A 19085-nucleotide genomic window follows, 5' to 3' on the forward strand; every position below is an offset into this window, starting at 1 on the left:
CGCATTGCATCTCTTACCTGTGGAAGACTAGATTGGTGGTCATGACACAGGCTCCCGCTGCACCGACGGCGACCCGTCGCCGGTACGACCGAGAGATCGTCGCGCTGGCCGTCCCTGCCTTCGGCGCACTCATCGCCGAGCCCCTCTTCGTCATTGCCGACAGCGCGATCATCGGCCACCTCGGCACCGCTCAATTGGCCGGGCTCGGCATCGCCTCGGTCCTGCTCACCACAGCTGTCAGCGTCTTCGTCTTCCTCGCGTACGCCACCACGGCCTCCGTCGCCCGCCGCGTCGGCTCCGGCGATCTCCAGGCCGCCATCCGCCAGGGCGTGGACGGCATCTGGCTCGCCCTGCTGCTCGGCGCCACGGTCATCGCCGTCGTCCTGCCCGCGTCACCCGCGCTCGTGGATCTCTTCGGCGCCTCGAAGACCGCTGCCCCCTACGCGGACACCTACCTGCGGATCTCCGCGCTCGGCATCCCCGCCATGCTCGTCGTCCTCGCCTCCACCGGGATTCTGCGTGGCCTCCAGGACACGAAAACCCCGCTGTACGTCGCCATCGCGGGCTTCGTCGCCAACGCCGCCCTGAACGCGGGACTCGTGTACGGCGCGGACCTCGGCATCGCGGGTTCCGCCTGGGGCACCGTCATCGCCCAGTGGGGCATGGCGGCGGCGTATCTCACGGTCGTCGTCCGCGGCGCGCGCCGGCACGGGGCCTCGCTACGCCCCGATGCTTCAGGGATCCGGGCCTCCGCCCAGGCGGGTGCGCCACTTCTCGTGCGCACCCTGTCCCTGCGGGCGATCCTGGTGATCGCCACGGCCGTCGCCGCACGGCTCGGGGACGCGGACGTCGCCGCGCACCAGATCATCCTGTCCCTGTGGAGTCTGCTCGCCTTCGCGCTCGACGCGATCGCCATCGCCGGGCAGGCCATCATCGGCCGCTGTCTCGGCGCGAACGACACCAAAGGCGCGCGCGACGCCTGCCGCCGCATGGTCGAGTGGGGCATCGCGACCGGAGTCGGGCTTGGTCTGCTGGTGATCGTCAGCCGTCCACTGTTCCTGCCCCTGTTCACCAGCGACGCCGCGGTCAAGGACACCGCGTTGCCTGCCCTGCTCGTGGTCGCGCTGTCGCAACCGATCTGCGGGATCGTCTACGTCCTCGACGGCGTACTGATGGGTGCGGGCGACGGCCTCTACCTTGCCGGGGCGATGCTGATCACGCTGGCCGCCTTCGTACCCGTAGCCCTGCTCGTGCCGACTTTCGGCGGCGGCCTCACTGCCCTGTGGGGGGCGATGACGCTCATGATGACCGTCCGCATGGTGACTCTGTGGCTGCGATCCCGTTCAGGCCGTTGGATGGTCACGGGCGCCACCCGCTGAAGCACAACGAGCCCCGAGCGCACCGAAACCAGTCCTCAGTCGGCGCCCCCCTGTTTCACGTGAAACATCGACCGCGTTCCTACCGTTTCACGTGAAACATCTGCATGCGTGCTACCCACGAACCCGCTCACGCAGAAGGGCCGCACCCCGGAGGATGCGGCCCTACAAACTGCTTCAACGAACGCAACGCCTAGGCTGCGACGACCTCGATGTTGACCTTGGCGGCAACCTCGGGGTGCAGACGCACGGACGTCTCGTGAGCGCCGAGGGTCTTGATCGGCGAGCCCAGCTCGATGCGGCGCTTGTCGACCTCGGGGCCACCGGAAGCCTTGATCGCCGTGGCGATGTCGGCCGGGGTGACGGAACCGAAGAGACGACCGGCGTCGCCGGAGCGAACGGCCAGACGAACCTTGACGCCTTCGAGGCGGGCCTTGATGTCGTTGGCCTGCTCGATGGTCTGGATCTCGTGGATCTTGCGAGCGCGACGAATCTGCTCGACGTCCTTCTCGCCGCCCTTGGTCCAGCGGATCGCGAAGTTCCGCGGGATCAGGTAGTTGCGAGCGTAGCCGTCCTTGACGTCGACTACGTCGCCCGCGGCACCGAGGCCGGAGACCTCGTGGGTGAGGATGATCTTCATTTGTCGGTCACCCTTCCCTTATCGCGCGGTGGACGTGTAGGGCAGCAGCGCCATCTCACGGCTGTTCTTGACAGCCGTGGCGACGTCACGCTGGTGCTGCGTGCAGTTGCCGGTCACGCGGCGGGCACGGATCTTGCCGCGGTCGGAAATGAACTTCCGCAGCATGTTCGTGTCCTTGTAGTCCACGTACTGGACCTTGTCCTTACAGAAAGCGCAGACCTTCTTCTTAGGCTTGCGCACAGGCGGCTTCGCCATGGTGTTTCTCCTGTGTGATCAAGAAGTGTGGGTACGGCCCACCCCTCGGCCCGAAGGCCTAGAAGGGGGGCTCGTCCGAGTAGCCGCCGCCGCTGCCGCCGCTGTTGCCGCCGGAGTTTCCACCCCAGCCGCCACCACCACCGCCACCCTGGTTGCCACCGGCAGGAGCGCCGGTCGCCCAGGGGTCGTCGGCCGGAGCGCCGCCGCCCTGCGGAGCGCCGCCGGAGTTTCCACCCCAGCCACCGCCCTGCTGGCCGCCGCCGCCACCGCCGCCGCTGTAACCGCCCTGGCCACCTCGGCCTGCGGCCTTGGTGACCTTGGCGGTGGCGCTGCGCAGGCTGGCGCCGACCTCATCGACGTCCAGCTCGTAGACCGTGCGCTTCTCGCCCTGTGTGGTCTCGTAGGACCGCTGCTTCAGCCGGCCCTGCACGATGACGCGCATGCCTCGCTGGAGCGACTCGGCCACGTTCTCCGCCGCCTGACGCCAGACCGAGCAGGTCAGGAACAGGCTCTCGCCGTCCTTCCACTCGTTCGTCTGACGGTCGAACGTGCGGGGGGTGGACGCGACACGGAACTTCGCGACCGCCGCACCCGAGGGGGTGAAGCGCAGCTCGGGGTCGTCGACAAGATTGCCGACGACCGTGATGACGGTCTCGCCTGCCATAGGGGAACCTCTCGGCGGGTTTGCTGCTGGCTGCTTTTGGTGCTGCTACTCGGAATCCCGAGATCGACCGAGCGGGAGGCTCAGTGGGTCTCGGGGCGGAGGACCTTGGTCCGGAGGACCGACTCGTTCAGGTTCATCTGGCGGTCGAGCTCCTTGACGACCGCAGGCTCGGCCTGCAGGTCGATGACCGAGTAGATGCCCTCGGGCTTCTTCTTGATCTCGTACGAGAGACGACGACGGCCCCAGGTGTCGACCTTCTCGACCTTTCCGTTGCCCTCACGGACGACGGAGAGGAAGTTCTCGATCAGAGGGGCGACAGCGCGCTCCTCCAGCTCGGGGTCGAGGATGACCATCACTTCGTAGTGACGCATGTGGAACCCACCTCCTTTGGACTCAGCGGCCACGGTCGTTCCGTGGCAGGAGGGTTGTTATGCGTACGCAACGGTATCGGCGACCACTGACAGCCGGAGGTCCTCGGAAGGATTCTCGCGACGCCCTGGGCAGACACCGGTGCAGACGCTACAGACTACCCGTACTGCGCTTCCGGTTGAAATCAGACCCCGGTGACCCCCAATCTGTACACATCGGGTGTGTATGGCGCTACAGTGCGCCGCCTTCCGCAGGAGGTGCCACATGGCACAGGCATTGCGACCCAACACCGCCGGATCCCTCTTCGCCACCGACGGCAAACCCCATCTCCTCCAGGACAGCCTGCTGGCTGTGACCCTGGTGCTCGGGGTGACTGCCTTCGTCACGGCGATGTTCCACAGTCTGCATCTGCTCAGCTCCTGGACCGGCCTGGTGGGGATCCTCACCGGCGCGTACGGACAGTTCGTCTCGGAGACGACTCGCGAACGCTTCGGCCTGATCCTGGGGCTCGGTGCCGCAGCGGTCGGCTTCTTCCTCGGCATGGCGCACGGTGGTCTCTTCGGCGGCGTGATCGGCTGAGCGGGACCACCCCCTGGTGCCCCGGCCGACGCAGGGCCGGGGCACAGGTGCCGTACGGCCAGTCGAGGCGCTCGCAGGGCGCAGTAGGCTTCGGCGCGAGAGCCGGAGCCCCTGTACCCATGGGGACACACCAGCCCGAGGAGCGCCCGGAATGAGCCTGACCCTGAGGACGATCAGCCGAGAGCAGCATCTGGCGTACATCCAGAGCCTGCCGTCGGCGAGCCACATGCAGGTTCCTGCCTGGGCAGACGTCAAGGCGGAGTGGCGCTCCGAGAACCTCGGGTGGTTCGACGACCGGACGGGCGAGATGGTCGGCGCGGGCCTCGTGCTGTACCGCCAGCTGCCCAAGATCAAGCGGTATCTCGCTTATCTGCCCGAGGGCCCGGTCATCAACTGGTTCGCGCCGAATCTCGACGACTGGATCCAGCCGATGCTGGCGCACCTCAAGCAGCAGGGCGCCTTCTCGGTGAAGATGGGCCCGCCGGTGATCATCCGGCGCTGGGAGGCCACGTCCATCAAGGCGGGCATCCAGAGCCCGGACGTGAAGCGGCTGCGGGACATCGAGGCCGACTTCATCGAGCCGCGCGCCTTCGAGGTCGCCGACAAGCTGCGTCGCATGGGGTGGCAGCAGGGGGAGGACGGCGGCGCCGGTTTCGGCGACGTACAGCCTCGCTACGTCTACCAGGTACCGCTCGCGAACCGCTCGCTCGAAGAGGTCCACGCGAACTTCAACCAGCTGTGGCGCCGCAACATCAAGAAGGCCGAGAAGGCCGGCGTCGAGGTCGTCCAGGGCGGCTACAACGAGCTGGAGGAGTGGCAGCGGCTGTACGAGATCACAGCGCTGCGCGACCACTTCAGGCCCCGCCCGCTGTCGTACTTCCAGCGCATGTGGACGGCCCTCAACACCGAGGACCCCAACCGCATGCGGCTCTACTTCGCCCGCCACAACGGGGTGAACCTGTCGGCCGCGACGATGCTGATCGTCGGCGGACACGTCTGGTACTCCTACGGCGCCTCGGACAACATCGGCCGTGAGGTCCGGCCCTCGAACGCCATGCAGTGGCGGATGCTGCGCGACGCCTACGCACTGGGCGCGACCGCCTACGACCTGCGCGGCATCTCCGACTCGCTGGACGAGACGGACCATCTCTTCGGTCTGATCCAGTTCAAGGTCGGCACCGGCGGACAGGCCGCCGAGTACCTCGGTGAGTGGGACTTCCCGCTCAACAAGCTGCTTCACAAGGCGCTCGACATCTACATGTCGCGCCGCTGATCCATCGGCATTCCCGTTCACATTCCTGAGGCACCGCAGCCACGAGAAAGGTTCCAGGTCCCGGCCATGGCGCTCACGCTCTACGTCGACACCGCGCGCTGGCGTGCGCACCACAAGCACGTGTCCGAGCAGTTCCCCGGGCTCGTCCCGGTCTGCAAGGGAAACGGCTACGGCTTCGGGCACGAGCGGCTCGCGGAGGAGGCCACTCGGCTGGGCTCCGACATTCTGGCCGTCGGAACGACGTACGAGGCCGCGCGGACCAAGGACTGGTTCAGCGGCGACCTGCTGGTGCTGACGCCCTTCCGGCGGGGCGAGGAGCCTGTGCCGCTGCCTGACCGCGTCATCCGCTCGGTGTCGTCGGTGGACGGGGTGCACGGCCTCGTCGGAGCCCGTGTCGTCATCGAGGTCATGTCCTCCATGAAGCGACACGGTGTGACCGAGCGGGAGCTGCCCCAGCTGCACGCCGCCATAGAGGACGTGCGCCTCGAAGGCTTCGCGATCCACCTGCCACTGGACCGCACCGACGGCTCGGACGCCGTGGAGGAGGTCATCGGCTGGATGGACCGGCTGCGCGCCGCCCGGCTGCCCCTGCACACCATGTTCGTCAGTCACCTCAAGGCGGACGACCTCGCGCGACTTCAGCAGCAGTTCCCGCAGACACGTTTCCGCGCCCGCATCGGCACGCGGCTGTGGCTGGGGGATCACGAGGCCACGGAGTACCGCGGCGCGGTCCTGGACGTCACGCAGGTGGCCAAGGGTGACCGGTTCGGCTACCGGCAGCAGAAGGCCGCCTCGGACGGCTATCTGGTGGTCGTGGCGGGCGGTACGTCGCACGGGGTGGGCCTGGAGGCCCCCAAGGCCCTGCACGGCGTCATGCCGCGTGCCAAGGGCGTCGCCCGCGCCGGCCTCGCCACGGTCAACCGGAATCTCGCTCCGTTCGTCTGGGGCGGCAAGCAGCGCTGGTTCGCCGAGCCGCCGCACATGCAGGTCTCGATCCTCTTCGTGCCGTCGGACGCACCGGAGCCGAAGGTGGGCGAGGAACTGGTGGCCCATCTGCGACACACCACCACGCAGTTCGACCGCATCGTCGACCGCTGACCACACTCTGAGGGTCGTGCGAAGGGCCGTACACGGAGTCCGTGTACGGCCCTTCGCACGACCCTCTCCAGCGGTGTTCGCTCAGAGCGAACGGTCGTCCTCGTCCCGAAGCTGCCGGCTGCCCCACTCCACCTGCGGCCCGTCGAAGTGCGTGGCGTGCTGCGGTGGATGAGCCGCAGAGCCGAGTACGAAGACGTCCTCAGCGCCGTCGAGCACGCCTCCTGACGGATCGTCGTCGCCGGCCCGGCGCACCACGTCCCGCTCCGGCATGAGGACGTCCCGGACGATCACGGCACACAGGTACAGCGTGCCCACCAGGTGGACGCCGATGACGAACTGGTAGCCCTCGGTGGGCAGGCCCTTGTGGGCGTCACCGCTGGTCGTGTAGGCGAGGTACATCCAGATCCCCAGGAAGTACGCGACCTCGCACGCCTGCCAGATCAGGAAGTCCCGCCATTTCGGGCGGGCCAGTACGGCGAGGGGGACCAGCCACAGGACGTACTGGGGTGAGTAGACCTTGTTGGTGAGGATGAAGGCCGCGACGATCAGGAAGGCGAGCTGGGCGAAGCGCGGGCGGCGTGGCGCGGTCAGCGTGAGTCCCGCGATGCCGACGGCCGAGGCCAGCATCAGCAGCGTCGCGAAGGTGTTGACGGTCTCCGTGGTGAATGGGTAGTCGAAACGCTGGGAGATGATCAGCCAGAAGGAGCCGAAGTCGACACCCCGCTCCTGGCTGAACGTGTAGAACTTCGACCAGCCGTCGAAGGCGAAGTACATCACCGGAACATTCACGGCGGCCCAGGCCAGGACGGCGCCCCCCAGAGCCGTTCCGAACGGCCGCCACTTGCCGGCGCGCCAGCACAGCACGAACAGGGGGCCCAGCAGCAGCACGGGATAGAGCTTGGCGGCCGTGGCGAGGCCCAGGAGAACCCCGAAGGCAAGGGCCCTTCCCCGGGACCACATCAGCATCGCCGCGGCCGTCAGAGCGACCGCCAGCAGGTCCCAGTTGATGGTGGCGGTCAGCGCGGCGGCAGGCGCCAGCGCGACCAGCAGACCGTCCCAGGGGCGCCGCGCGTGCGTACGTGACACGCAGACGACGATGATCGCCGCGCACACCATCAGCATTCCGGCGTTGACGAACCAGTACCACTGCTCCTGGTGCTGGATGGTTCCGCTGCTGGGCGTGAGCCAGGCGGCCACCTCCATGAACACGCCGGTCAGCACCGGGTATTCGAGGTACTGCATGTCGCCGTCGAACTTGTCGAAGTACGGCACCAGTCCGTCGGCGAATCCACGGCCCTGGTAGAGGTGCGGAATGTCCGAGTAGCAGGCGTGCGTGTACTGCGTGCTGGCCCCGAAGAACCAGCCGCCGTTGTAGCAGGGCGCCTTCTGGACCAGGCCGAGGGCGAACATGCCGATCGCCACGAGCGCGACCACCCGTACCGGGGTCCACCAGGACGTCCCCAGCAGGGCACGCCGTCCGATGGGGCCGCCGATCAGCTCACTGCCGGCCACGGCGATCTCGTCGTCCCTGGTCGGCCGTACCGGATCCGGCTCGCGCACGCTCGCTTGCGTCGTCTCTGCACTGGACATGGGCCACATCCTGCCGTACGTGCCTAGGAATACGCCGAGGGCCGCCGCACCTGGTCGGTGCGACGGCCCCATGTTTCACGTGCAACAGCGTGAATCGGATCGGTGTTTCACGTGAAACAACCGCGCCGGGCGCTGATTCGGCCAACCAGTCCGTCAGCCGAAGATTCCTCCGTTGCCGTTGCCGTTGCCGTTGCCATTCGTGTTGCCGTTAGTCTCTCCGTCGCTCTCCGTGGGAGATGGACTGGATGTCACTCCGCCGTCGGTAGCGCCTCCGTTCGTGCCTCCTGTGTCGGTCCCCCCGGTGTCCGCGCACGTGGGATCGAAGGGGTTGCAGGATTCACTCGGTGAGGGTGAGGGAGAGGGCTCGACCTCCTCGTCGGAGGGCGACGGGCTCGGTGACGGGGTGACTTCCTCCGACTCGGTGACGTCGGGCGTCGGGCTCGGCAGCGGGTCCTCGTCGACGACCTCGCCGTAGGGCTCTGGAGTCGGGAAGTCCACCACCGGAGCGCCCTTCAGCGCCTGTTCCATGTAGTCGTGCCAGATCTCGGCCGGGAACGAGGCACCGTGGATCTTCTCCTGGCCACCCGTGCCGTACATCTCCAGGAACTGGCGGTTCTTCTGGGTCTCGTCGTCGTTCATCCGGAACATGCTGATCGCGGTGGACAGCTGCGGGGTGTACCCGATGAACCAGGCCGACTTGTTCCCGTCGGTGGTACCGGTCTTACCGGCCACCTCCCGGCCGGGGAGCTGGGCCGCCGTACCTGTTCCGTCGTCGACCACGGTCTTGAGGACATCGGTGACGTTGTCGGCGACCTGCTCGGTGAACATCTGCTTGGGCTTGGCGATCTTCTCGTGATCGAAGACGACGCCGTCCTTGCTGTTGACCTTCTCGACCGAGTACGGATTGTTCTGCTTGCCGCTCGCCGCGAAGGTCGCGTACGCACCGGCCATGCGGATCGCGCTGGGGTCGGACGTACCGATCGAGAACGACGGGAAGTCGGCACTGGCCAGACTGCTGTCGAGGATGCCCGCGTCGGTCGCGGACTCCCGGACCTTGTCCAGGCCGACATCCATACCGAGCTGGACGTAGGCGGAGTTGGAGGAGACCCTCATCGCCTCACGCAGGTCGATGCGGTAGCTGGGCGGGTTGTACGACTCGTCGCCGTCGTTGCGCTGCAGCCACTCCTTGTCGTCCTTGTCCTTCCAGATCGTGTTGTCGTAGTTCTCGATCTTCAGCTTGTTCTTGCCGCTGTAGATACTGTCCGGAGAGACCTGGGTCCGTTCGTCCTGGGCCTGCTCCGCCTTCAGGTCCGGATCCCGCACACCCCACTTCATCGCGGCGGCGAGTACGAACGCCTTGAACGTCGAACCCACCTGGGCGCCCGTCGTGTCGGCGTTGTTGGTGAAGTGCTTGGTCGCGTCCTCACCGCCGTAGATGGCCTTGATCGCGCCTGACGTCGGGTCCACGGAAGCGCCACCGAACTGGACGTACTTGTCCGTCTTCGGCCGCTCTTTCTCGTTGATGTTCGCCTTCTGGACGTTCTTGACCGCCTTCTCCAACGCCTGGACCTTCTTCTTGTCGAAGGTCGTGTAGATCGAGTAGCCGCCCCGCTGCAGTTGCTCGGCGGTGATCCCGGTCTTGTCGGTGTTGTTGATCAGGTAGCCCTTGGCAAGGTCGACGAGGTAACCGACCTGGCCGCCCAGCGCGGTGTTGGAACGCGGGTTCTGGATCGTCGGGAAGGTCGTGATCTTGGCACGGTCGACCGCGGTCATGCGGCCGTCCTTGACCTCCTCGTCGAGGATCCACTTCCACCGCTCCACGGCCCGCTTGGTGTTCTTTTCCTGGGTGGCGTTCACGGAGTCGACAGCCACGTTGCCGGCCGGGTCGTAGTACGTGGCGCCCTTCAGTACGGCAGCCAGGAACGCGCACTGGCTGGCGTCGAGGTCCTTCGCGTCCTTGTTGAAGTACGCGCGGGCGGCTGCCTGCATCCCGTAGGAGTCACGGCCGTAGTAGGCGGTGTTCAGGTAGCCCGCCATGATCTCCTTCTTGTCGACGTTGGTGCCGACCTTGATGGAGATGAACAGCTCCTTGAACTTTCGCGTGAGCGTCTGCGACTGGTCGTTCAGGCGAGCGTTCTTCACGTACTGCTGGGTGATCGTCGAACCACCCTGTGTCTGACCACCCTTGGCCATGTTGAACAGGGCCCGGGCGATACCCATCGGGTCGACACCGCTGTCGGTCTCGAACGTCTTGTTCTCGGCCGACATCACGGCGTACCGCATCGACGCGGGGATCTGCTCGTAGCCGATGATCTGACGGTTCGTCTCACCACCGGTCGCCACCATCTGACTGCCGTCGGCCCAGTAGTAGACGTTGTTCTGAGCAGTGGCGGTATTCGCGACCTTCGGCACACCCACCAGGGCGTAGCCGATGCCGGCCACCGCCACCAGACTGCCGACGAAGCCGATGAAGAGTCCCGTCACCTGCCGCCACGAGGGCATCCAGCGCGCCGCGCCGTACTTGCCCGCGCGCGGATAGTCGATGAAGCGCTTCTTGGGCGGGGGACCGGCCGCCCTGCCTCTGCCGCGCCCGGGCCCGTTCGGACCGTTGGGACCGCCGCGGCGTCCGCCGCCCTCGGCTCCTCTGCGACGTCCACCAGTACTTCTCTGGGCGGCGCGCCGGGAATCGGCGCGGCCTTGCGACTGGCGCTCCTCACCTTCCGCTCCATAGGGACCCAACCCGTAGGAATCCGATCCGTAGGAGTCGGAAGGAGACTCGGTTGCGCCTCGCGGTGCCGCACGGCGGCCGGAGGACGAGCCGGACTGGCCGCGTCGGGCCGCGGCACGTCCGCCTCCCTGCGGCTGCGGCGGTTTGCGACGGTGCTCGCTCATCGAACGATTACTCCTTGGGCAGGCGCACCCGTGCGCGCCTGGAAGCGGCGGCTGGTTTCCGGTCCCCCCAAAGTACGGATGCGGCCGTGTTCGCATTCATCCGTACCTCACCAAGCACGACGACGTCCCCACACGTCACTCGGGTCCCGGTGGATTGCATGGCGCACAGACTACGCACCGTCAAAACCTCTTCAGCCCCGAAGTTCACCCCAAATCAGGCAACTTGGTTCCTACGAATCGGTGATGTGATCCCGTTCACGGCTTCCCCCCTTGTCCCATCCGCAGGGCCGATCTATCGTCTGGATGTATCGAGTCGATACATCAGCTCGGCATAAACAGTGCTCAAGACCGTCACGGTCGGACCGTGGGAGAAGGGAGGCGACGATGAGCCGACGTTCCGGGATCCTCGAGTTCGCCGTCCTCGGCCTGCTCCGCGAGTCCCCCATGCACGGCTATGAGCTGCGGAAACGACTCAATACGTCACTGGGTGTGTTCCGCGCCTTCAGCTACGGCACGCTGTATCCCTGCCTCAAGACGCTGGTCGTGAGCGGCTGGTTGATCGAGGAGTCGGGGGGCGCGTCGGAGGACGCACTCGCCGCCCCGCTCACAGGACGCCGCGCGAAGATCGTCTATCGGTTGACGGCGGAAGGTAAGGAGCACTTCGAGGAGCTGCTCTCGCAGACCGGCCCGGACGCGTACGAGGACGAGCACTTCGCCGCTCGTTTCGCGTTCTTCGGGCAGACGTCCCGCGATGTACGCATGCGCGTGCTCGAAGGGCGTCGCAGCCGGCTGGAGGAGCGTCTGGAGAAGATGAGCTCCTCCCTGGCGCGTACACGGGAGCGCCTCGACGACTACACCCTTGAGCTCCAGCGCCACGGAATGGAGTCCGTGGAGCGCGAAGTGCGCTGGCTGAACGAGCTCATCGAGAGCGAGCGGGCCGGGCGGGACCTCAAAGGTGCCGACTCCGGGGAAACCGACTCGCAGGACACCACATCTGGAGCGCCGGGCGGCCTGCCCCGGTCCCGGGAGGACGACTCCCGGACCGGTCCGTCCGACGACACCGCCACGTGAGGGCCGCTCAGGTCCTCACTCGTACACACAGGGAGCAACCGAATGGGTTCCATTCGCGTAGCCGTCGTCGGCGTGGGCAACTGCGCCGCGTCGCTGGTACAGGGAGTCGAGTACTACAAGGACGCCGATCCGGCGTCGAAGGCCCCCGGCCTGATGCATGTCCAGTTCGGTGACTACCACGTCAAGGACATCGAGTTCGTCGCCGCGTTCGACGTGGACGCCAAGAAGGTAGGCCTCGACCTGGCGGACGCCATCGGCGCCTCCGAGAACAACACCATCAAGATCTGCGACGTGCCGAACACCGGTGTGAAGGTCCGGCGTGGCCACACTCTCGACGGTCTCGGCAAGTACTACCGCGAGACCATCGAGGAGTCCGAGGCCGAGCCTGTCGACGTCGTCAAAATCCTCAAGAAGAAGCAGGTCGACGTCCTCGTCTGCTACCTGCCCGTCGGTTCCGAGGCCGCGGCGAAGTTCTACGCCCAGTGCGCCATCGACGCCAAGGTCGCCTTCGTCAACGCCCTTCCGGTCTTCATCGCCGGCACCAAGGAGTGGGCGGACAAGTTCACCGAGGCGGGCGTCCCGATCGTCGGCGACGACATCAAGTCGCAGGTCGGCGCCACGATCACGCACCGTGTGATGGCGAAGCTGTTCGAGGACCGGGGTGTGGTCCTGGACCGCACGATGCAGCTGAACGTCGGCGGCAACATGGACTTCAAGAACATGCTCGAGCGCGACCGCCTGGAGTCCAAGAAGATCTCCAAGACGCAGGCCGTCACCTCCCAGATCCGTGACCGCGAACTCGGCGCCGACAACGTCCACATCGGCCCCTCCGACTACGTGGCCTGGCTCGACGACCGGAAGTGGGCGTACGTCCGCCTTGAGGGCCGTGCGTTCGGCGACGTCCCGCTGAACCTGGAGTACAAGCTGGAGGTCTGGGACTCCCCGAACTCCGCCGGTGTCATCATCGACGCCGTGCGCGCCGCGAAGATCGCCAAGGACCGCGGTATCGGCGGCCCGATCCTCTCCGCGTCGAGCTACTTCATGAAGTCCCCGCCGGTCCAGTACTTCGACGACGAGGCACGGGACAACGTCGAGAAGTTCATCAAGGGCGAAGTCGAGCGCTGAGAGGAGCCCAGCGCCGGCGAAGCCCCAACAGGCTTGTCGCTCCTGCCCGTCGAGGGTCCCCGGGTCATCCGCCCGGGGACCCTCCTCGTATGTGAGGCTGTGGCCCATGGCTGTCGTACGTGACCTGCGGGTACTCCTGCACCTGAGGAACTTCCGGCGCCTGCTGGCAGTACGGCTGCTCTCCCAGGGCGCCGACGGCGTCTACCAGGTCGCGCTCGCCGCGTACGTCGTCTTCTCGCCGGAGAAGCAGACGTCGGCGACCGCGATCGCCTCCGCCATGGCGGTACTGCTCCTGCCGTACTCCCTGGTCGGCCCTTTCGCGGGCGTCCTGCTGGACCGCTGGCGACGCCGCCAGGTCTTCCTGTACGGCAACGCGCTGCGCGCTCTGCTGGCATGCGTGACGGCCGTCCTGATGCTGAGCCATGTCCCGGACTGGCTCTTCTACGTCTCCGCCCTCTGCGTCACCGCCGTCAACCGCTTCGTCCTGGCCGGGCTCTCGGCGTCCCTGCCCCGCGTGGTCGACGACGAGCGCCTGGTGATCGCCAACTCGCTCTCCCCGACAGCGGGCACGCTCGCTGCCACCGCGGGCGGCGGGCTCGCCTTCGTCGTACGGCTGGCGGGCTCCGACTCCGACGCCGCGGTGGTCCTCCTGGGCGCGGTCCTGTACCTCTGCGCGTCACTCGCCTCCCTGCGCCTCGACCCGGAACTGCTCGGTCCCGACCCCGGGTTGGTCCAGCCCCGGCTGGGGGCAGCGCTCACCGGCACCGCCCGCGGTCTGGCGGCAGGCATACGGCATCTGGCGGAGCCCGGGCGCCGGGAGGCAGCCTGGTCGCTGGCCGCGATGACGATGATGCGGTTCTGCTACGGCGCCCTGACGGTCATGGTGCTCATGCTCTGCCGGTACGCCTTCTCGGACGGCTCCGACGACGGGCTGGCCCTGCTGGGCCTCGCGGTGGGCATCTCCGGGGCGGGATTCTTCGTCGCGGCCGTCATGACCCCGGCGGGGGTCGGGCGTCTCGGACCCGGCGGCTGGATCGTGGTGTGCGCCGGCGCGGCGGCGGTCCTGGTGCCCGGGCTCGGCCTGGCGTTCACCGAAGTGCCCATGCTGATCGCGGCGTTCGTCCTGGGCCTCGTCACCCAGGGCTCGAAGATCGCCACGGACACGATCGTCCAGTCCTCGGTCGCCGACGGCTTCCGCGGCCGGATCTTCTCCGTCTACGACGTCCTGTTCAACGTCGCCTTCGTCGGCGCGGCGGGAGTGGCGGCCCTGATGCTGCCCTCCGACGGCCGCTCGGTGCCGCTCTTGGTCACAATCGCCGTTATCTACGGCGCAATTGCTACGACTATGGCCCGCTTTGAGCGTCAGTAAGTGTCACATGAAGGCCACAGAGAACCTCTGAGGTACAGAGTTGTCAGTGGGTCCCGGTAATTTACGTGCGTCTTACTTCATACCAAGCGCACCCACAACTCAGGGGGACCTTCAACGTGACCACTCCGCCGCCGCAGGACCAGACTCCGACCACTCCTGCGACCGTCCCGCCGGCGGTTCCCCAGCAGCCGTACCCGCCGCACCAGGGCGCCCCTTTCCAGGGAGCCCCGGTCCCGCCGCCCGCACCGGCCAACCGCTTCAGCAAGAAGCTGCTGCGCATAGGCGTGTTCGTCGTGGTCGCGATAGCCATCGCCGGCGGCAAGTGGTACTTCGGCCAGAGTGACGCCGAGACGACGTCCGTGGGCGCCTGTATGCACAACGACGGTTCGGAGAAGGACGCCGACCTCAACGAAGTCGACTGCACCTCAAGCGACGCCCAGTACAAGGTTGTCCAGAAGTTCGACAACACCAGCGACGCCGACAAGTGCGAGGGCGTCACGGAGTCGACGATCGCCTACTACCAGCAGGGCGGCAGCCACGACGTCGTGCTCTGCCTCAAGGAAGTCTGAGCAAAAGCAGCTAGACATCACTGAGGGCGGTGTTTCACGTGAAACACCGCCCTCAATGCGTCCAGCGCGATGTTTCACGTGAAACATTGCGCCGTTTCACAGCCTCAGCTCTGCTCGGCCCACCACTCCTTGAGCGCCCCCACCGCAGCCTCCCGCTCCATCGGCCCGTTCTCCAGCCGCAGCTCCAGCAGGAATTTGTACGCCTGCCCGATCGCCGGCCCGGGTCCGGTACCCAGGATCTCCATGATCTGGTTGCCGTCGAGGTCGGGACGGATCGAGTCCAGCTCCTCCTGCTCCTGAAGCTGGGAGATGCGCTCTTCCAGGCCGTCGTACGCACGCGAGAGTGCCGTGGCCCTGCGCTTGTTCCGCGTGGTGCAGTCCGAGCGGGTCAGCTTGTGCAGGCGGTCGAGGAGAGGCCCCGAGTCCCGCACATAGCGGCGGACCGCCGAGTCCGTCCACTCCCCGGTGCCGTACCCGTGGAAGCGCAGGTGGAGTTCGACCAGACGGGAAACGTCCTTCACCAGCTCGTTGGAGTACTTGAGCGCAGTCATCCGCTTCTTGGTCATCTTCGCGCCGACCACCTCGTGGTGGTGGAACGAGACCCGCCCGTCCTCCTCGAAGCGGCGGGTACGCGGCTTGCCGATGTCGTGCAACAGCGCGGCCAGCCGGAGAACGAGGTCGGGCCCGTCCCCCTCCAGTTCCATCGCCTGCTCCAGGACGATCAGCGTGTGCTCGTAGACGTCCTTGTGCCGGTGGTGCTCGTCGCGCTCCAGACGCAGGGCCGGCAGCTCGGGCAGTACGTGGTCGGCCAGGCCGGTGTCAACCAGTAGCGTCAGGCCCTTGCGCGGGTGGGCGGACAGGATCAGCTTGTTGAGCTCGTCCCGTACCCGCTCGGCCGAGACGATCTCGATACGCCCGGCCATGTCGGTCATGGCGGTGACGACCTCGGGAGCCACCTCGAAGTCGAGCTGGGCGGCGAACCGCGCGGCCCTCATCATCCGCAGCGGATCGTCCGAGAAGGACTCCTCAGGCGTGCCCGGCGTACGCAGCACCCGCCTCGCCAGGTCCTCGCGACCGCCGTGCGGATCGATGAACACCTTCTCCGGAAGGGCCACGGCCATCGCGTTCACCGTGAAGTCCCGCCGGACGAGGTCCTCCTCGATGGAGTCGCCGTACGACACCTCGGGCTTGCGCGAGGTCCGGTCGTAGGCCTCCGACCGATACGTCGTCACCTCGATCTGGAAGCTCCGATCAGCGTCTCCGACGCGGGCGTCCTTCTGTACCCCCACCGTGCCGAAGGCGATCCCGACCTCCCACACGGAGTCCGCCCAGGGCCGGACGATCTTCAGGACGTCCTCGGGCCGGGCGTCGGTCGTGAAGTCCAGGTCGTTGCCGAGCCGGCCCAGCAGCGCGTCCCGGACAGAGCCGCCGACCAGGGCGAGCGAGAACCCGGCCTCCTGGAAACGGCGGGCGAGATCGTCCGCGACCGGGGCCACCCGCAGCAGCTCAGTCACCGCGTGGTGCTGCACCTGGCTCAGGGCGCTGGAATTGTCTTCGTTGGCGTTCGGCACAACAGAAAAGGGTACGTGGCCCGAGCCTCAGCCCGCTCCTCCATAAAACGTCCACGCAGAACACCGGGGACTCGTCCATCAATACACGCACATAGAGGACAGTCGGACCGTGTTCCACGATCTTGTGGAGCAGTCCGCGGCACTTACCCTCAGCGCGCATCGTTACCATGCGTGGACGCACATTCCGACGACCACTGATGACTAGGGACGGGCGAACGCGTGGCCGAGGCGGCAGACTTTCCGGGGCTGACTCCCTCTCTCGCGCGCCGGTGGTTCCGGCGAGCCGGAGTGCTGCTCACGGGGGCGCCCCTGCTGGCCGGTCTCCTCCAACTACCCGCCGGGCAGCCCGCGTATGCCGCGGGTTCCGATCCGGTGGTCGTCTCCCTCGACTCGCTCACCCCGAGCGCCCCCACGGACGGGGACACGCTGACCGTGTCCGGCACGGTGACCAACAAGGGCAAGAAGGCCGTCACGGACGCCCATGTGGACCTGCGCGTGGGGCAGCTGCTGACCACCCGCTCGGGGATCGACGACGTCGCCGCCCGCACCGACTACCTGTCGGGCGCCGACGGGACGGAGGTCGGCGGCAAATACGTCGAGAAGTTCTCGAAGCTCACTCCGGGCGTCGCCCAGCCGTTCACCCTCTCCGTGCCGGTCGACAAGCTGGACCTCGGCCAGGACGGCGTCTACCAGATCGGCGTCTCACTGTCCGGCGAGACGGCCACAGCGCCCTACGAACAGGTGCTGGGCATCCAGCGGACCTTCCTGCCGTGGCAGCCCGAGGAAGCGGACACCAGAACCCGCACGACGTATCTGTGGCCGTTGGTCTCCACGGTCCACATGACGGCGGAGACCGGCCCCGGCGAGCAGCAGACGCCCGTCTTCCTCAACGACGACCTCGCCGCGGAGATCTCCCCGGGCGGACGCCTGGAGCAGATGCTGTCCCTGGGCAAGGATCTCGACGTCACCTGGGTGATCGACCCCGACCTGCTGGCCTCCGTCGACGCGATGATCGGCAACTACGGCATCCAGGGCGCCGACGGCACCAGTACGCCCGGCACCGGGCAGACGGTCGCCAAGCAGTGGCTCGCCGAACTCCAGGACGCCGTCGAGGGCAAGGAGGTCGTCGCCCTCCCCTTCGGCGACCCGGACCTCGCCTCCATCGCGCACAACGGCAAGAACGTCACCGGCACGCTGAGCCACCTCAAGAGCGCCACGGACGTCGCCACGGCCACCGTGGCGACGATCCTCCACGTCACGCCGAGCACCGACTTCGCGTGGCCGGTGAACGGTGCCGTCGACCCGTCGATCGTCAAGATCGCCACCTCGGCGGGCGCCGACAAGGTGATCGCGCGCAGCGACAGCCTGAAGGAGACCGGCGACCTGCCGTACACGCCCTCCGCGGCCCGCCCCATCGGCGGCGGCACCACGGCGGTGGTCGCGGACACGCGGCTGTCCACGGCCTTCCAGGGAGACATGACGCGGGCCAGCGGCTCCACGCTCGCGGTGCAGAAGTTCCTCGCCACGAGCCTGACGACCACTCTTCAGACCGACAAGCAGCGCACCGTCGTCGTCGCCCCGCAGCGCATGCCGTCCGCGAGCCAGGCCCAGACGATGGAGAAGGCAATCACCGCTCTCCAGGACTCGAACTGGTCCCAGCCCCAGGAACTCACCGCGACCGCCGACACCAAGCCCGACCCGGGTGCCACCACCAAGGTGCCCTCGGCGTCCTCGTACCCCGCCACGCTGCGCAGGCAGCAGCTGCCCCAGTCGGCCTTCGCGCAGATCGCGACCACGCAGAACAAGCTCGACAACTTCAAGATCATCCTCACCGACAAGACTCGCGTGGAGACCCCCTTCGGACGCGCGATCAACCGTGAGATGGCCACATCCTGGCGCGGCCGGTCCGGCGCGGCAATCAGTTTCCGCAGAGGCGTGGAGTCGCACCTCAACGATCTGACCGACCAGGTCAAGCTGATCGAGAAGTCCGAGACGAAGCTCTCCGGCGGCAGCGCCACTATCCCGGTGACCGTCCAGAACAACCTCGTCCAGCCCGTGGACAACCTCGTGCTGCGTGTCACGTCGACGAACCCGACCCGACTCAAGATCGGTGACGACGACTACCAGGAGCGGTCCGTCGCCGTCACCGGCGGGCACAGCCAGTCGGTGAAGTTCACCACCTCGTCCAACGCCAACGGCCCGATCACGGTGATCGCCCAGCTCTACACGAAGAACGGCCAGAAGTACGGACCGGCCGTCTCCTTCGACGTGCGGGTCACCGAGTTCACGGCCATGGCGATGCTCGTCATCGGCGGCGGCTTCCTGCTGCTCGTACTCGCCGGACTGCGCATGTACACGCAGCGCAAGCGCGCCGCGGCCCGGCGAGCCGAAGAGGGCGAAGGCGAGCACGAGGGCGAGGACGGGGCGACGGAGGACACCGGCGGCGCCGACGAGAACCACGACGGCCCCGAGAGCCGTCCCCAGGGAGAGTCGGACGCGACGGTGCCGGCGGACGCCCCGGATCAGCCGAGTGACCCGACGCCGAACACCGCACCGGAAAGCGCCGACCCGTCCGGAACGGGTGAGAGAGTGGACCGTTGAGCTATGTCGTGGCCGGTGGGCCCGGTGAACGATGAGGTGGGGT

Annotated in this window: 16 protein-coding genes; 9 read left to right on the forward strand and 7 right to left on the reverse strand. The window is 67.2% G+C overall.

Annotated elements, in window-relative coordinates; genetic code table 11:
• The first annotated feature begins 41 nt into the window (after positions 1-41).
• Positions 42-1379, forward strand: a complete 1338-nt coding sequence (locus QA861_RS22305) for an MATE family efflux transporter (protein ID WP_334590063.1) — start codon at positions 42-44, stop codon at positions 1377-1379.
• A gap of 190 nt (positions 1380-1569) precedes the next feature.
• Here the strand turns inward: QA861_RS22305 and rplI are convergent, their stop codons facing one another.
• From rplI to rpsF, 4 genes are all read right to left on the reverse strand, one after another.
• On the reverse strand, positions 1570-2016 hold the full coding sequence (rplI, locus tag QA861_RS22310; protein ID WP_006381650.1) for a 50S ribosomal protein L9: 447 nt from the start codon (positions 2014-2016) through the stop codon (positions 1570-1572).
• Positions 2017-2034: 18 nt separating this feature from the next.
• Entirely contained in the window at positions 2035-2271 is a 237-nt protein-coding gene (rpsR, locus tag QA861_RS22315) for a 30S ribosomal protein S18 (protein ID WP_006381652.1), read from the reverse strand.
• 58 nt (positions 2272-2329) lie between these two features.
• Positions 2330-2935: a single-stranded DNA-binding protein gene (locus QA861_RS22320; RefSeq protein WP_334590064.1), complete on the reverse strand. Its 606-nt coding sequence runs from the start codon at positions 2933-2935 to the stop codon at positions 2330-2332.
• A gap of 80 nt (positions 2936-3015) precedes the next feature.
• Entirely contained in the window at positions 3016-3306 is a 291-nt protein-coding gene (rpsF, locus tag QA861_RS22325) for a 30S ribosomal protein S6 (RefSeq protein WP_146481131.1), read from the reverse strand.
• Between the two features lie 262 nt (positions 3307-3568).
• Between rpsF and QA861_RS22330 the strand changes: the two genes are divergently transcribed.
• From QA861_RS22330 to QA861_RS22340, 3 genes are all read left to right on the forward strand, one after another.
• On the forward strand, positions 3569-3883 hold the full coding sequence (locus QA861_RS22330; RefSeq protein ID WP_334590065.1) for a hypothetical protein: 315 nt from the start codon (positions 3569-3571) through the stop codon (positions 3881-3883).
• A 151-nt stretch (positions 3884-4034) separates the two neighbouring features.
• On the forward strand, positions 4035-5156 hold the full coding sequence (gene femX, locus QA861_RS22335) for a peptidoglycan bridge formation glycyltransferase FemX (protein WP_334590066.1): 1122 nt from the start codon (positions 4035-4037) through the stop codon (positions 5154-5156).
• 66 nt (positions 5157-5222) lie between these two features.
• A complete protein-coding gene (locus tag QA861_RS22340; protein ID WP_334590067.1) occupies positions 5223-6254 on the forward strand; it encodes an alanine racemase in 1032 nt (343 codons plus the stop codon).
• Positions 6255-6335: 81 nt separating this feature from the next.
• Here QA861_RS22340 and QA861_RS22345 read toward each other — a convergent pair whose 3' ends face one another.
• Together QA861_RS22345 and QA861_RS22350 are read right to left on the reverse strand one after the other, a co-directional pair.
• Positions 6336-7844, reverse strand: a complete 1509-nt coding sequence (locus tag QA861_RS22345) for a glycosyltransferase family 87 protein (protein WP_334590068.1) — start codon at positions 7842-7844, stop codon at positions 6336-6338.
• Positions 7845-7997: 153 nt separating this feature from the next.
• Positions 7998-10736, reverse strand: coding sequence for a transglycosylase domain-containing protein (locus tag QA861_RS22350; protein WP_334590069.1), 2739 nt, complete (start codon positions 10734-10736; stop codon positions 7998-8000).
• A gap of 384 nt (positions 10737-11120) precedes the next feature.
• Between QA861_RS22350 and QA861_RS22355 the strand changes: the two genes are divergently transcribed.
• The 4 genes from QA861_RS22355 to QA861_RS22370 all read left to right on the forward strand — a co-directional run bounded on the left by QA861_RS22355 (position 11121) and on the right by QA861_RS22370 (position 14870).
• Entirely contained in the window at positions 11121-11807 is a 687-nt protein-coding gene (locus QA861_RS22355; protein ID WP_334590070.1) for a PadR family transcriptional regulator, read from the forward strand.
• Between the two features lie 42 nt (positions 11808-11849).
• Positions 11850-12932 carry an inositol-3-phosphate synthase gene (locus QA861_RS22360; protein WP_334590071.1) on the forward strand — a complete coding sequence of 361 codons (1083 nt, stop codon included), beginning with the start codon at positions 11850-11852 and terminating at the stop codon, positions 12930-12932.
• A 106-nt stretch (positions 12933-13038) separates the two neighbouring features.
• Positions 13039-14301: an MFS transporter gene (locus tag QA861_RS22365; RefSeq protein WP_334590072.1), complete on the forward strand. Its 1263-nt coding sequence runs from the start codon at positions 13039-13041 to the stop codon at positions 14299-14301.
• 116 nt (positions 14302-14417) lie between these two features.
• Positions 14418-14870 (forward strand): LppU/SCO3897 family protein, encoded by a 453-nt coding sequence (locus QA861_RS22370; protein WP_334590073.1) that lies wholly within the window; start codon positions 14418-14420, stop codon positions 14868-14870.
• A gap of 104 nt (positions 14871-14974) precedes the next feature.
• Here QA861_RS22370 and QA861_RS22375 read toward each other — a convergent pair whose 3' ends face one another.
• Complete coding sequence (locus QA861_RS22375; protein WP_334590074.1) at positions 14975-16441, reverse strand: CCA tRNA nucleotidyltransferase; 1467 nt, start codon at positions 16439-16441, stop codon at positions 14975-14977.
• A gap of 219 nt (positions 16442-16660) precedes the next feature.
• Between QA861_RS22375 and QA861_RS22380 the strand changes: the two genes are divergently transcribed.
• On the forward strand, positions 16661-19042 hold the full coding sequence (locus tag QA861_RS22380) for a DUF6049 family protein (RefSeq protein ID WP_334590075.1): 2382 nt from the start codon (positions 16661-16663) through the stop codon (positions 19040-19042).
• The last annotated feature ends 43 nt before the right edge of the window (positions 19043-19085 follow it).

Source organism: Streptomyces sp. B21-083 (genome assembly GCF_036898825.1).
Classification (GTDB): Bacteria; Actinomycetota; Actinomycetes; order Streptomycetales; family Streptomycetaceae; genus Streptomyces.